Raw genomic sequence first — 14074 nt, forward strand, 5'->3', positions numbered from 1 at the left:
GAATCCATTGCATGATTGGGCGCATATCGCGATCCGTTCGGCAGGAGCCATTACGATTTTATTTTTAATCACCCGTATACTTGGCAAAAAGCAAATTTCTCAGTTAACCTACTTCGAATACATACTCGGTATTGCGCTTGGTGAACTGATCGGATTTATGTCCATTGATCTCGAATCGCCTTTTATGTACGGCGTGATGGGACTTTTAGTCTGGTTTTCCATTCCTTATATCCTCGAAATCCTTGCCTTAAAAAGTAACCTGCTGCGGAAATGGTTCGACGGCACCGGAACCGTGATGATCAAGGATGGAAAAATTATGGAAGACAATTTGAAAAAAGAACGTTATACCGCCGATGAGCTTTTGGAGCAGCTGCGGATCAAAGGTGTCTTTAACGTGGCTGATGCGGAGTTTGCCGTTCTTGAGCCAAGCGGGGATCTCAGCGTTTTGTTAAAGCAGGAACAACAGCCTTTGACTCCGCAGCATTTGGGCATTCGGGTTGCGCCGCAGCGGGAAAGCCAGACGGTCATTATTGACGGGAAAATCAGGGACGAGCCTTTGGCTACGGCAGGGCTCAGCCGGGAATGGCTTCAAACGGAATTGGAGAAAATAGGCGTTACCTTGGAAAATGTGTTTGTCGGACAAGTGGATTCGTATGGTCAGCTGTATGTTGATTTATACGACGATATGCTGAAGGTTCCGCCAATGAATCAAAAGCCGCTGCTGCTGGCTACTTTAAAAAAGTGCGAAGCGGATCTGGCGTTGTTCGGGCTGTCTACGACAAACGAAGAGGCAAAACGAATGTATGAACAAGGTATGGAGAAAATAAAAGACATTATCGGGCAGGTCGAACCGTTATTGAAACGCTGAACAGAAAAGGGGGATGCGAAAATGACCACCAAATCGAAAATGAAGAAATTGACCTGGACGCAGCAGGAATACCAAGAGCTTGCCAAAAAGCGGGAGCCGGCCCGGCCGGTGCTGAAAAATTGCCTGAGGGCCTTTGCGGTCGGAGGCTTTATATGCTTGATCGGCCAAGGAATAATGGAAGTGTTCATCCGGTGGTTCGGGTTCACAGAGAAAACAGCTGGCAACCCGACGGCCGCCGTGCTCATCTTCATTTCGGTTTTGCTGACATGCTTTGGGGTATACGATAAAATCGCCCAATGGGCGGGCGCCGGGTCCGCCGTTCCTGTGACGGGCTTTGCCAACTCGATATGTTCTGCGGCTTTGGAGCATAAAAGCGAAGGCTACGTGCTCGGTGTCGGCGGAAACATGTTCAAGCTGGCCGGCTCTGTTATCGTATTCGGAACCGTGTCGGCCTTCGTCATCGGCCTTATTCACTTGATTCTTGGAATGGAGGGCCGTTAAATGCTAAAGGGATATCAGAGCTGGGAGTTCAAGAAGCGTCCGGTCATCATGGGAACGGCGACCATCGTAGGGCCGGATGAAGGCAACGGACCGCTGGGAAACGAATTCGACATTGTGCATGCCGATACCAAGCTCGGACAAGACAGTTGGGAAAAAGCCGAGAAAAAAATGCTGGAAGAAGCTGCCCAGCTTGCATTGGAGAATGCGGGGGTGACCAAGGAGCATATTCAATTTTATGTCGGCGGCGACTTGTTGAACCAAATCATCAGCAACAGTTTTGCCGTGCGGACGATGCAAATTCCTTATCTCGGTATTTTCGGCGCTTGCTCTACTTCGATGGAGGGATTGGCTTTGGCTTCCATGATCGTGGATTCGGGCTATGGCTATCAAGTGTTAACGGGAACGTGCAGTCACAACAGTACCGCGGAAAAGCAATTTCGTTACCCTACGGAATACGGCTCGCAGAAGCCTCCCACCGCCCAATATACGGTTACGGGAGCGGCTTGTGCGGTTGTGGGGAACCGGGGCAAGGGACCGGTCGTAACAGGAGCTACGATCGGGCGCGTCATTGATATGGGGATCAAGGACCCTTTTAATATGGGTGCGGCGATGGCCCCGGCGGCCGTCGATACGCTGCAGTCACATTTCCGTGATTTCAAACGGGAGCCGGGCTATTATGACTTGATTTTAACAGGCGACCTGGCGAGTGTAGGCTATGAAATTGCATGCGAATTACTGGAAAAGCATAAGGTGCCGATCAAGCAGACCCGTTACTACGACTGCGGTCTGATGATGTACGATTTGGAAAAGCAAAGCGTCCAAGCGGGAGGGAGCGGCTGCGCCTGCTCGGCTACCGTAACCTACGGTCACGTCTTGAAACGGATCCAAAAGGGAGAACTGAAAAGGGTGCTGATCGTTGCGACGGGAGCGCTGCTCTCCCCGCTTTCGTTTCAGCAGGGGGAGAGCATTCCCTGCATTGCACACGCGGTAGCGATTGAAAGCGAGGTGAATTAGCATGAATTGGATGCAGTTTGTCTGGGCTTTTCTCATCGGCGGGGCGATCTGTGTGCTGGGGCAATTGATGATGGATATCATGAAGCTGACGCCGGCGCATACCATGACCACTTTGGTGGTAGCCGGAGCCATCGTGGACGGCATTCAGATCGGCGACAAAAGCTTGTATGAACGCTTTATCGAGTTTGCCGGCGCCGGGGCTACCGTGCCGATTACCAGCTTTGGCAATTCCCTTGTGCACGGAGCGCTGAGCGAATTGAAAACGCATGGCGCAGTCGGAATCATCACGGGCATCTTTGAAGTAACCAGCGCGGGGATTTCTGCGGCCATCATTTTTTCATTCCTGGCCGCCCTCGTATTCAAGCCGCAAGGATAACGGCGGCAGCGGAGACGGAAGCTCCGAGAACCTTGGAAGCGCGCGGCGCCAACGCCCGGCCCTGAGGTTTTCGGGGCTTTTTTGCCATCATTCAAAATCATTTTTATACGTGTACTCCGGTTCCTGATTCCTGTACAATAGGAAGTAAGTCTCTTGTATTTTGTGCACATGTTACAATTGTTACAATAGCATTACAATTTGATTTCATTTGTTAAATCGACACGATTTTGTAGAACCTTAGGCTCTTTATTTGCGTAATAAATTTAATTCATGCTTAGTTAAGACTTATTAAGGAGGCCGGACGATGGAGACGATGATCAGAGAAGATATACTGGCGATTAGGCGGATACAGGCAAATTTGGAATCCTGCATTTTCGGAAAAAGAGAAGAAATTCAGCTGCTTTTAACCGCGATGCTGGCAGGGGGCCACGTGCTGCTTGAGGATGTGCCGGGCACAGGCAAGACCGTGCTGATCAAAGCGCTCGCCAAATCGATCCGCGGCCAATATCGCCGCATCCAATGCAACCCCGACCTCCTTCCTACCGATATTACAGGCGTTTCCATTTATCATCCCAAGGAGGAAGTGTTTTTGTTCCGTCCGGGTCCGATCATGACCAACATCCTGCTTGTCGATGAAATCAACCGGGCAACGACCAAGACGCAGTCCGCCTTGCTGGAAGCGATGGAGGAGAGGCATATTACGGTGGATGGAGAGTCCCATGATCTGCCAAAACCCTTCCTGATGCTGGCAACCCAGAATCCGATCGATTTCGAGGGTACTTATGTTTTGCCGGAGGCCCAGTTGGACCGTTTCATGATGAAATTCAGTCTCGGCTATCCCGATGCGGAAACGGAAACGAAAATGATCGTATCCCAAAGCATATCCCACCCGTTGGATGCTCTGGAGCCTGTTGCGGAAGTGGAGCAGATTTTGGCCATTCAAGAGCAAGTGAAGCAGGTTCATCTGGATGAAGCGGTGGCAAGGTACCTGGTATCCGTTATCCGGCTGACCCGCGAACATCCGTCCATCTATCTGGGAGCGAGCCCGCGTGCGACGCTGGCGCTGGTGCAGGCGGTCAAAGCCTTCGCTTTGCTTCAGCAAAGAGATTACGTCCTTCCGGACGATATTAAATTTTTGGGGCCTTATGTGCTTGGACACCGGATGATCCTGCAGGCGGAAGCACGGATGGAAGGGGTCACCGTATCGTCGGTGCTGCAATCGGTGTTTCAACAGGTGAAAGTGCCGGTACGTTTGGAGAAGTGAATATGCTGAGACCTTCTTTCGCTTTTAAGCTGGCGGGACGCTTGGGGTCCAGCCGCAAGCTCTGGGCCGTGCTCTCGGTTTTGTTGGGCAGCCTGGGATTTTTGCTGTTTCAGGGCGGAAAGCTGGCCTTGATGCTGTTTGTTATCATATTTATACTCAGCGTTTATTTGCTGCTCGGCCAGTGGAGCGGGATCAAGCGCACGAAAGGAATCCGGACGCTGAAGCACAACGAATTCGGAACGACGATCGAAGCCGGCAGCACCCTTGAAGTGACAATCCAGCTGCAAATCCCGGGATTTTGGCCGATGCCTTACTTGTTCGTCAAGGATCGATTAGTTCATAAAAGCGGCCGGGAGCTGACGTTTGAGGCGACGGTTGTGCCCGATTGGAAAAGACGCGCGCAATGGGAGTACAAAACGCCGGCGATGCGCCGCGGGCACTATGTGTTCGGGACCACGGAATGCGTAACCGAGGACGTGTTTGGGTTGTTCAAGCATAAGGGAGAGCTTGAGCTGCCTCAAAGCATCTCTGTTCTTCCGCAAACCGTGCCCATACGGGAATGGCAGCAGTTTCATCAGATGGTTAAAGGAACCAATCACCAATCCTCGACGACACGTGCCGCGCGGGAAACCACACAAATTAATGGTGTCCGCGAATACATTTACGGAGACCGGCTCTCGCGGATTCACTGGAATGCGACCGCCAAGACCGGAACCTGGAAATCGAAGGAGTTTGAGCGGGAATCGCTTCCCAAGACCTATTTGTTTCTGGACCGCAGTCTGCGGTCTTATCAGGATCCCGATCCGTTCGAGCTGGCGGTTTCGGCGGCCGCCTCGATGTTCCAGTACGGCGCTCATCGCGGCCTGGCTCTTGGGCTTATTTCCTGCGGGGCGGACGATAAGTATTTTGAACCGAGACCGGGGCAGGCGCAGTACCATGCCGTAATGCAGCATCTCATTGATGTGGAGGCGGACGGAGTATACGGCGCGCGGCAGGTGCTGATGGAGAAAATCCATATGCTTGCGCCGGGCAGCTTCATTAAGCTGATCAGTCCGGTTTCGGGGGATGGCATGCTTGAGCTGCTTGTCTGGCTCAAGCAGCAGCAAATGAAACCCTGCCATCTGTGGGTCAACCCGGATGCCGCCCGCAGGGAAGCTTGGGTCAAGCAGCTCAAGTCCCGCGGCATCGTTTGTTATGCGGTGCAGCATTTGTCGGAGCTGCCTTTCCAGTTGGGAGGTGGGAGATGATGAACGAAAAACCGCTTGCCTGGTGGAAGCGCTTGTTGTTTCACGATTGGCCGCATCGGGTTACGGTGCTGTTGTGCGGCTTGTTTTTGCTTCAGTTTACGATCTGGTTCTCCAAAGAAGACGGCCTGTGGCTGCAGGAGACGGTTGTTATCGTTCAGCTGACGCTGCTCGTCATTTTTATAATGGAGCATGTTCCGCTTATCCATTGGCTTCTTCGCGGCGCGTTGGAGCTCGGTGCCATTATTGTTATCAATATCCAGGTGCTCGAACGGTACGAGGTGATCGAGCCCATGCCGTTCTCCAGCTTTTTATCTTCCCAGCTGTTTTTGAACCTGTACGATCTTACGCCTTACTTATGGTTCGCCCTTGGCGCCTGGGTCGCTTATTTGACTACGATCTGGTGGGTGGAAGCAAAGTGGCGGATTTATATTCTGCTGGTTCTGACGGTTCTGGCGATGTGCATCCGCGATTCGTTTTCGGCCATTTATTTATGGCCGCAGGTGGCTGTCGTTGTCGCTTGCGGGCTGTTCCTGCTGATTTTATGCCACTTTATGCAGCTTCGGCGCAAGGATTCGTCGGCTTGGCGGAAGCTGGCCGACTACCCGGCATCGATTGCGATTCCGGTCGTTTCACTCGTATCCCTGACCATATTTATCGGGGCGCTGATGCCGGAGGTAGGTCCGACGCTAACGGATCCTTATACGGCATGGCGCAATTTCAAAGGGGAGCCGATGAATTTTACAACCGGCAAGGGAATCCAGGTATCTGCTGTTGTGGACGCGACGGATTCTTCTTCCGGTTACAGCCGCAACGACTCTAATCTCGGCGCAGGGTTCCAATTTGACTACACGCCGGTCATGACCGTAGAAACGACGCACAGGGCCTATTGGCGCGGTGAAACCCGTTCGCTTTATACCGGGAGAGGCTGGGAGGAAAGCGACGGCGAACGCCGGGGAGCCTGGAATAACGTGCGCCCGGACGCTCCCGTTCCTGCCGATCCGAGGTATCCGGCGGGAAATCGGAAAACCGTTGAGGTGACGCAAACGGTGACCATGCTCACAGATGAGCGGTATCCCGTTTTCTTTGGCGCCTATGCCGTGCAAAAAGTAACCGGCATTAACGGAGCGAAGAGCGGATTTGAAGCGCTGCAATGGTCCGCCCGGCAGTCGGAGCTGAGATACGGCGAGCATCAGCCTTATCCGAAGACGTATACGGTGGTGTCCCACATGCCGGTTGTCGACGAGGCGGCTTTGCGCGCACTGCCGATGGAACCGGTACGGCAGGGGATGAATGAGTTTTTGCAGCTGCCGGACCATTTGCCCGAACGTGTGCGCACGCTGGCAGCCGAGATTACCAGAGAGGCTGCGAATCCGTACGATAAAGCCAAGAGAATCGAGCAGTATCTCCAGTTGAATTTTCCTTATACGAACAGACCCGACTTGTCCAAGGGCCGCAGCCGCGACTTCGTCGACCGCTTCTTGTTTGAAATCCGGGAGGGGTATTGCGACTATTATTCCACTGCCATGGTGGTGATGGCCCGTTCTGTGGGCCTGCCGGCCCGTTGGGTGAAGGGCTATGCTTCCGGTGCGGCGGAAATGAACGGGGAATTGTTCGGCATGTTCCCCGACGAGGTTTCGGCCAATACCGATGCCGGCGGAGTGTATACCGTACGGAACTCGGATGCCCACTCCTGGGTGGAGGTCTACTTCAACGGCTATGGCTGGATTCCGTTTGAGCCGACCGCCGGATTCGCTCTGCCAACGGCGACGGCAGAGGCCAATCCTGCAGTCGACGTTTCCGAAGCTCCGGGTCCCATCGTAACCGAGACGGAAGAAAATACGCCCGTCGTCGGGCCGCATCATGTCGCCACAGGAGGCATCCTTGCTGTGGCTGCACTGCTTGCCGCTTTTCTGGTTTGGAAATTTCAGCTCATCGAGCTGTGGAGAGAGCGGGAGCGCAGGCGCAGAGCTTCGCTGATGAAGCAGAAAGTCATTGTGGAGTGTGAGCGGCTGCTCCGTATTTTCCGACGCAACGGCTACGTGCGCGAGGAATACGAAACGCTCCGGGAAGCGATGCAGCGCTGGACGAAGCAAAGCGGATGGATGAAATCGGAGCTGGATGCCGTGCTTTCTGTTTTTGAAAAAGCGAAATACGGGAATGCGGAAATTACCGAAGAGGATTGGCGTCAAACGACGCAAATCGTAGAAAAGCTTCGTTCTCAGATGTAGCTTGAATCAAAGGCTGGACGGCTTCGGGCTGCCGGCCTTTGAGGGTATTCCTTTTTGCAACAAAAAGGAGTATTATGGTATAGTTTGACGTATACAGCCTAATGTCTTTCGAGGTGAACGCTTTGCTGAAAAAGCTGATTCCACGCAAACAAGTGAATTCGATTTATGAAATAAAACTCGACGAATTATGGGAGCAGGGGTATCGGGGCATCATTACGGATTTGGACAATACGCTGGTAGGGGCCAAGGCGCCGCTGGCTACGCCGGAGCTGATCGATTGGCTCAAGGTAGTGGCGCACGTGGGCTTTCAGGTGGTCGTCGTCTCCAACAACCAGCGGACGAGGGTGACCAAGTTCGCGGAGCCGTTATCTCTGCCTTTTATTTACCGGGCCAAAAAGCCCTCGAGCGCATCCTTTCGAAAAGCGCTGCAGATGATGAATTTAAGGGCGGAAGAGGTCGTTGTGATCGGCGATCAAATGCTGACGGATGTGCTGGGGGGCAACCGGATGGGCTTGTATACCATTCTGGTGGTTCCGATTTCGCTGGGCGACGAAGGGTTTTTTACGAAGGTAAACCGCCGAATCGAGAAAGCGGCTTTAACGATCATGAAAAGGTAGGGAATCCATGACGGATCAAAAACAAATGAGAGAAGATGCGTTACACTGTACAGGCTGCGGCGTGGCGCTCCAAACCCAAGACGCCGAGAAGCTCGGCTATGTGCCGGAGCAGGCGCTGACGCGAACGCCGGTCATTTGCCAACGGTGCTTCCGCATAAAGCATTACAACGAAGCTTCCAGTATTACTTTAAATCAGGATGATTTTCTTCGCCTGCTTACGCATGTAGGCTCGACGCAGTCGCTTGTTATCAATATTGTCGATTTGTTCGATTTCGAGGGGAGCATGATTTCGGGACTTCCGCGCTTCGTCGGAAATAACCCGATTGTGCTTGTAGTCAACAAAATCGATTTGTTGCCCAAGGCGACGAACTATAACCGGATCTTAAACTGGGTGCAGCGCCAGGCGAAAGAAGCGGGACTGAAGGTTGCCGAGGTCGTGCTGTGCTCCGCAAAGAAAAACATGGGCTTCGAACGGGTCATTGAAGCGTTGGACAAACACCGCCGCGGCCGTGATATTTATGTGGTCGGCGCAACGAATGTAGGCAAGTCGACGCTGATTAACCGGCTGATCCGGGATTACAGCGACCTGGACGCGGAGCTGACGACTTCGCAATACCCGGGCACGACGCTGGATCTTGTCCGGATTCCGCTTGAGGACGGCGCATCCATCATCGACACGCCCGGCATTGTCTATCAACACCGGCTGACGGAGCTTGTGAGCAAGAAAGATCTGGCGAAGCTGATGCCGGACAAGCCGGTCAAGCCTTTGGTGTTTCAGCTAAACGAGCGGCAGACGATTTTCCTGGGCGGGTTTGCGCGGTTTGATTTTGTACAGGGAGCCCGGCAGTCCTTTACTTTCTATATATCCAATGCGCTTCAGGCTCACCGGACCAAGCTGGAGCGTGCGGATGAGCTGTACGAGGAGCACAAGGGCGGGCTTCTGTCACCGCCTGCCAGGGAGGAGCTGGACAAGCTGCCGAAGTGGGTAAAGCATCCGGTACGCATTCCGAAGGGTTCGAATCTGGATGTATCCATTTCCGGAATCGGTTGGGTAAAAGTGAACGGCGAGGCCGGAGCGGATCTGGTTATTCACGTGCCTAAGGGCGTAAAGGTTGCCGTCAGGGAGCCGCTCATTTAAACTTTTGCTTCAGATTGTTTGCAATGGCAGCCAATGGGAGGAACGGGAAACGATGAGCAAGCACAAGCTGGATAGTCATACGATGTTGTACGGCGTTTTTGGGGATCCGATCCGGCATTCGAAATCTCCGATCATGTTGAACAGGGCATTTGAAGAAACAGGGCTCAATGCGGCTTACGGGGCGTTTCACATTTTGCCGGGAACCTTGAAGGACGCGGTCGCAGGGATTCGGGCGCTTCAGTTCCGGGGGGTCAACGTCACGATTCCGCACAAAGTGGAGGTGATGTCGTATTTGGACGAGATCGATGAAGCAGCCCGCGTCATCGGCGCCGTCAATACGATTGTAAACGAAGGCGGCAAGCTGATCGGATATAATACCGACGGCATCGGTTACATCCGTTCGCTCAAAGAAGAAACGGGCATCGATTTGAAAGGCCGCAAGGTGCTGATGATCGGAGCGGGGGGCGCCGCACGCGGCGTCGGTTACGCATTGGTCAAGGAAGGCGTGGAGCATATCTGGATTGCCAACCGGACGAAGGAGAAAGCGTTGGAGCTTGCGGCTTCCATGAGCGGGTTCGGAAGCGTATCCGGTCACGGACTGGACGAGGCAGGCAAGCTGGCTGGCGAGGCGGCGCTGATTGTGAACAATACGCTGCTCGGCATGCATCCGAATGTGGACGGGGTGCCTATGGACGTAGAGCTGATCAAGCCGGGAACGGTGGTCAGCGATTTGGTGTATAATCCCCTGGTTACCCGTTTTTTAAGAGAAGCCCGGGATCTTCGCGGAGCGACCGTTCACAGCGGCTTGGGCATGTTTATTTATCAAGGCGCCTATGCGTTTGAATACTGGACCGGTCTCCCGGCTCCGGTTGCAGCCATGCGGGAAGCGGTGCTGCAGTCTTTTGAAGAGCGGCAAACTTAAGTCAATCATGGAATTCATCCATAGAATAGAGGTAGAAGGACTGGCATGTTAACAGGTAAACAAAAGAGGTATCTGCGCTCGCTGGCGCACCATTTGAACCCGATATTTCAGGTCGGCAAAGGAGGAGTGAACGATCATTTGATCCGCCATATCAGCGAGGCACTGGAGGTGCGGGAATTGATCAAGGTCTCGGTACTCAACAACTGCCTGGAGGATCCTAAAGAGGTGGGGGCGGAGCTCTCGGACGGCGCGGGTGCAGAGCTTGTGCAGGTCATTGGAAAAACCATTGTGCTGTATAAAGAATCCAAAGAACAAAAAACGATCGAGCTTCCGGTATAAGCTTTAAGCTTCAAACGAAGCCGGGATGGATAATGCAAAGAGGGGGAGCCGGATGAAAATCGGCCTGATGGGAGGAACCTTCGATCCCGTTCATATCGGCCATTTGATCGCAGCCCAGAGCGTTTACGAGGAGCTGGAGCTGGATGAGGTTTGGTTTATGCCAACGTCCATGCCGCCGCATAAGGAACAGGCTCCCGGAGCTTCTCCGGAGCAGCGATGGCAGATGGTGTGCCTTGCCGTAGAAGACCACCCGGCTTTCAAGCCATCGGATGTCGAACTGCGCAAAGGCGGCATATCCTACAGCATCGAGACCGTACTCATGCTCCGTTCCCGGTACCCTGAACATGAGTTCTATTACATCATTGGAGCGGATATGGTGCAGTATTTGCCCAAATGGTACAGAATCGACGAGCTGATCAAGCATGTGACCTTTGTCGGATTGCGCCGCCCGGGGTATGAAACCGGCTGCGATGCACTGCCTGCCCCGATCAGGAAGGCTGTTCGTTTAGCCTCTATGCCGCAAATTGAGCTATCCTCTACGGGGATCAGACAGCGGCGCGCGGAGGGCCGGTCGGTGCGTTATATGGTGCCCGACCGGGTAAATGACTATATCGAGGTGAATCGTCTTTATGAAGCGTGAAGACCTGATGGAATCGGTCCGTTCGCAAATGCCGGAGAAGCGCTGGGTGCATACGCTGGGCGTGATGGAAACGGCTGTCAGGCTGGCGGAGCGGTTCGGAGCGGATCCTGTCAAAGCGGATCTGGCGGCTATTCTCCACGATGTGTGCAAATATTGGCGGGTGGACGAGCAAGCGCGGATTATTCGGGAAAACGGTTTGCCTCTTGATCTTCTGGAATATGACAAGGAGCTTTGGCATGCGCATGCGGGCGCCTGGCTGGCTCGTGAACGGTACGGTGTGGAGGATGAAGAGGTGCTGGATGCGATTCGCTACCATACCTCGGGGCGGGGTCAGATGACCCTGCTGGACAAGGTGGTTTGCCTTGCCGATTACATGGAGCCCGGGCGGGACTTTCCAGGCGTGCATAATATTCGCGAAATCGCCGAATATAGTTTAGAGAAGGCGCTGCTTGCCGGATTTGACGGAACGATAAGGTTTTTGCTGGATAAAGGAAAACGGATATATCCGCTGACGCTGGCCGCTCGCAATGGTTTGATTGAAGAGCTGGAGCAGCAGGACGGCGGAATGGTACAGAAGAGCTGAAACATTTGTATAGTTAAGGGAGGAAACTAGATGACGGTACAACCGGAGGAGCTTATGACGCTTGCGGTCGAGGCGGCCGAAGACAAAAAGGCAATAAACATCGTTACCCTGAATCTGTCCGGAATATCGCTGATTGCGGATTATTTTATCATTTGCCACGGGAATTCCGAGACACAAGTACAGGCGATTGCTGCGGAAATCCGCAAGAAAGCGGAGGAAAAAGGGGTGCGGATTCGCGGATTGGAAGGGATGGATACGGCGCGCTGGGTGCTCATCGATCTTGGCGATGTGGTCGTTCATGTTTTCCATCGCGATGACAGAGAATATTATAACATCGAGCGTCTTTGGTCCGACGCGAAAGTGGTCGAGCGGGTATGAGACTTGAAGCCGGTACGATCCGGCGGTTGGAAGTGGCAAGGGAAGTGCCGCCCAACGGCTATTTTTTGACCGACGGGACGCAGGACGTGCTTCTGCATTACAGCGAAACGGCCGGGGAAGTGAAGCCCGGGGATCAAGTAGACGTGTTCCTGTTTCACGATACGCAGGACCGGCTGGCGGCAACGATGCGAAAGCCTCTGATTCGGCTTGGCGAGGTGGCGCTGCTAGAGGTCGCAGATATTCATCCGCGCTTTGGATGCTTTCTTGAGATGGGGCTGGGGCGGCACTTGCTGCTGCCGTTTAAGGAGCTTCCTGAGCTTAAGGAGCTTCGTCCAAAGGTGGGTGACAAGGTCTTTGTCGTGCTGACGCACGACCGTCAGGGCCGGCTCGTGGCTAAAACAGCGGGGGAAGAGCATTTGAAAAAGCTGTGTTTCGATGCTCCGGCCACTTGGCGAGGCCAATGGGTGGAAGCAAGGGTGTACAAGCCCCTGCAGATGGGTACGTTCGTCGTCTGTGACGGAGGCGTGGTCGGCTTCGGAGTCATCGGCTTCATCCATTCCTCCGAACGGACAAGACTGCTGCGGTTAGGCGAGCAGGTCAAGGTTCGCGTGACATTCGTGCGCGAGGATGGGAACGTGAACTGTACGATGCGCGAACGCAAGGAAGTCGGGCGGGATGAGGACGCGGAAAAGCTGCTGGCGTTTCTTCATGAACGGCCGAACAAGGCCATGCCCTACTCGGACGAAACGCCTGCCGATCTGATCAGTCAGCGTTTTGGCATAAGCAAATCGGCATTCAAACGCGCCATCGGCAAGCTGATGAAAGAAGGCTTGGTTTATCAGGAAGGCAGCTGGACTTACCTGAAGCAGGATCCGACAGAGCCGGTTACCCAGTGAAGAAGCGCTGAGGTGCCGGTTTTTTCTTGCGCCGGGAGGATACTGATGATGCATTAAGACAAGGAGGTTTGCCGTGTGGCTTATGAGCGGTTCTCGTATATTTACGACCGTCTGATGGAGGATATGCCCTATGAGGAATGGATGCGGTTTGCCGGACAATGCTGGGACAAGTATGGTGTTCCCCGGACCGTCGTCGACCTTGGCTGCGGCACGGGAGCCTTGGCGATACCGCTTGCGCAGCAGGGCTTCGAAGTGATCGGCATCGACCTCTCGGAAGATATGCTCGCGGTCGCTCAGCAAAAGGCGGACAGCGTGCATCGGCATTCACCGTTCCCTGCCGGAGGCGGGCTGATGCTGCTGCAGCAGGATTTGCGCGATTGGGAGCTGGACCGTCCTGTGGATGCGGTCATCTCGTTTTGCGACTGCTTCAACTATTTGCTGGAGGAAGAGGATGTCGTGCTGGCGATCCGGCAAGCCTATGCGGGGTTGAAGCCGGGCGGTGTATTTCTGTTTGACATGCACACCCCTTATCAGCTGCAATCGTATGCCGAATCGCAGCCCTTTACTCTGAACGAAGAGGACATTGCGTATATATGGACATGCGATTTTGACCCGGGACGCTGTGAGATCGAGCATGCGCTAACGATTTTCGTCAGAGAAGGAGAAATGCTCGAAACGGGATCCGACGATGCGGTGACAGAACGCTTTCATCGGGTGGAGGAGCTGCATTTGCAGCGTGCTTATTCTCTGGATTGGCTTGGGGAGAAGCTGCGTGAAGCCGGTTTCCGGGAAACGGCCTGCTACGGGGATTTTACGTGGGAGCCACCTACGGAAAATACGCAGAGGGTGTTTTTTGTGGCGGTAAAATAGGCTGACCCTGTTCGAGGCCGGAAACAGGCGGGGGATGACGAGCCGGACTATTTTTCGATCAACCGCAAAATCAGCTGCACAGCGCTCAAAATCATGCCCCAGAGCGGCAGCGACAAGATCAAACCGTTCAGTAATCCTCGCATCGGCGGCAACCTCCAGCACACACTTTTTATACAGTATGTACAAAAAGTCT

Annotated in this window: 16 protein-coding genes; all 16 read left to right on the plus strand. The window is 53.8% G+C overall.

Translation table 11 applies throughout. From position 1 onward, the window contains the following. Positions 1-7: 7 nt before the first annotated feature. The 16 genes from IJ22_RS04185 to IJ22_RS04260 all read left to right on the plus strand — a co-directional run bounded on the left by IJ22_RS04185 (position 8) and on the right by IJ22_RS04260 (position 13881). Positions 8-868: a DUF421 domain-containing protein gene (locus tag IJ22_RS04185; RefSeq protein ID WP_062407467.1), complete on the plus strand. Its 861-nt coding sequence runs from the start codon at positions 8-10 to the stop codon at positions 866-868. 21 nt (positions 869-889) lie between these two features. Then, complete coding sequence (gene spoVAC / locus IJ22_RS04190) at positions 890-1369, plus strand: stage V sporulation protein AC (protein ID WP_062407469.1); 480 nt, start codon at positions 890-892, stop codon at positions 1367-1369. Beyond that, on the plus strand, positions 1370-2383 hold the full coding sequence (gene spoVAD / locus IJ22_RS04195) for a stage V sporulation protein AD (RefSeq protein WP_062407471.1): 1014 nt from the start codon (positions 1370-1372) through the stop codon (positions 2381-2383). A 10-nt stretch (positions 2384-2393) separates the two neighbouring features. Further along, positions 2394-2759 carry a stage V sporulation protein AE gene (gene spoVAE / locus IJ22_RS04200; RefSeq protein WP_062410852.1) on the plus strand — a complete coding sequence of 122 codons (366 nt, stop codon included), beginning with the start codon at positions 2394-2396 and terminating at the stop codon, positions 2757-2759. A gap of 304 nt (positions 2760-3063) precedes the next feature. Continuing rightward, the gene (locus tag IJ22_RS04205) at positions 3064-4023 is read left to right on the plus strand and encodes an AAA family ATPase (RefSeq protein ID WP_062407473.1); all 960 of its coding nucleotides are present in this window, start codon (positions 3064-3066) and stop codon (positions 4021-4023) included. 2 nt (positions 4024-4025) lie between these two features. Next, positions 4026-5270, plus strand: coding sequence for a DUF58 domain-containing protein (locus IJ22_RS04210; RefSeq protein WP_201023590.1), 1245 nt, complete (start codon positions 4026-4028; stop codon positions 5268-5270). Beyond that, positions 5267-7498 (plus strand): transglutaminase TgpA family protein, encoded by a 2232-nt coding sequence (locus IJ22_RS04215; RefSeq protein WP_235594252.1) that lies wholly within the window; start codon positions 5267-5269, stop codon positions 7496-7498. Before IJ22_RS04210 ends, IJ22_RS04215 begins: the two co-directional genes overlap by 4 nt. Positions 7499-7620: 122 nt before the next feature. After that, positions 7621-8115 carry a YqeG family HAD IIIA-type phosphatase gene (locus IJ22_RS04220; protein WP_062410855.1) on the plus strand — a complete coding sequence of 165 codons (495 nt, stop codon included), beginning with the start codon at positions 7621-7623 and terminating at the stop codon, positions 8113-8115. 7 nt (positions 8116-8122) lie between these two features. Then, a complete protein-coding gene (gene yqeH / locus IJ22_RS04225; protein WP_062407474.1) occupies positions 8123-9253 on the plus strand; it encodes a ribosome biogenesis GTPase YqeH in 1131 nt (376 codons plus the stop codon). 52 nt (positions 9254-9305) lie between these two features. Then, positions 9306-10175 (plus strand): shikimate dehydrogenase, encoded by an 870-nt coding sequence (locus IJ22_RS04230; protein WP_062407476.1) that lies wholly within the window; start codon positions 9306-9308, stop codon positions 10173-10175. 45 nt (positions 10176-10220) lie between these two features. Further along, a complete protein-coding gene (gene yhbY / locus IJ22_RS04235) occupies positions 10221-10514 on the plus strand; it encodes a ribosome assembly RNA-binding protein YhbY (RefSeq protein WP_062407479.1) in 294 nt (97 codons plus the stop codon). Positions 10515-10566: 52 nt separating this feature from the next. Further along, positions 10567-11154, plus strand: a complete 588-nt coding sequence (locus IJ22_RS04240; RefSeq protein ID WP_062407481.1) for a nicotinate-nucleotide adenylyltransferase — start codon at positions 10567-10569, stop codon at positions 11152-11154. After that, on the plus strand, positions 11144-11737 hold the full coding sequence (gene yqeK / locus IJ22_RS04245; RefSeq protein WP_062407483.1) for a bis(5'-nucleosyl)-tetraphosphatase (symmetrical) YqeK: 594 nt from the start codon (positions 11144-11146) through the stop codon (positions 11735-11737). The genes IJ22_RS04240 and yqeK overlap by 11 nt, the downstream gene beginning before the upstream one ends. A 30-nt stretch (positions 11738-11767) precedes the next feature. Continuing rightward, on the plus strand, positions 11768-12115 hold the full coding sequence (gene rsfS, locus IJ22_RS04250) for a ribosome silencing factor (RefSeq protein ID WP_054818531.1): 348 nt from the start codon (positions 11768-11770) through the stop codon (positions 12113-12115). Further along, positions 12112-13011 carry a CvfB family protein gene (locus IJ22_RS04255; protein WP_062407485.1) on the plus strand — a complete coding sequence of 300 codons (900 nt, stop codon included), beginning with the start codon at positions 12112-12114 and terminating at the stop codon, positions 13009-13011. Before rsfS ends, IJ22_RS04255 begins: the two co-directional genes overlap by 4 nt. 75 nt (positions 13012-13086) lie before the next feature. Then, the gene (locus IJ22_RS04260) at positions 13087-13881 is read left to right on the plus strand and encodes a class I SAM-dependent DNA methyltransferase (protein WP_062407486.1); all 795 of its coding nucleotides are present in this window, start codon (positions 13087-13089) and stop codon (positions 13879-13881) included. Positions 13882-14074 lie beyond the last annotated feature (193 nt).

The sequence above is a fragment of the Paenibacillus naphthalenovorans genome, from assembly GCF_001465255.1.
GTDB lineage: Bacteria > Bacillota > Bacilli > Paenibacillales > NBRC-103111 > Paenibacillus_G > Paenibacillus_G naphthalenovorans.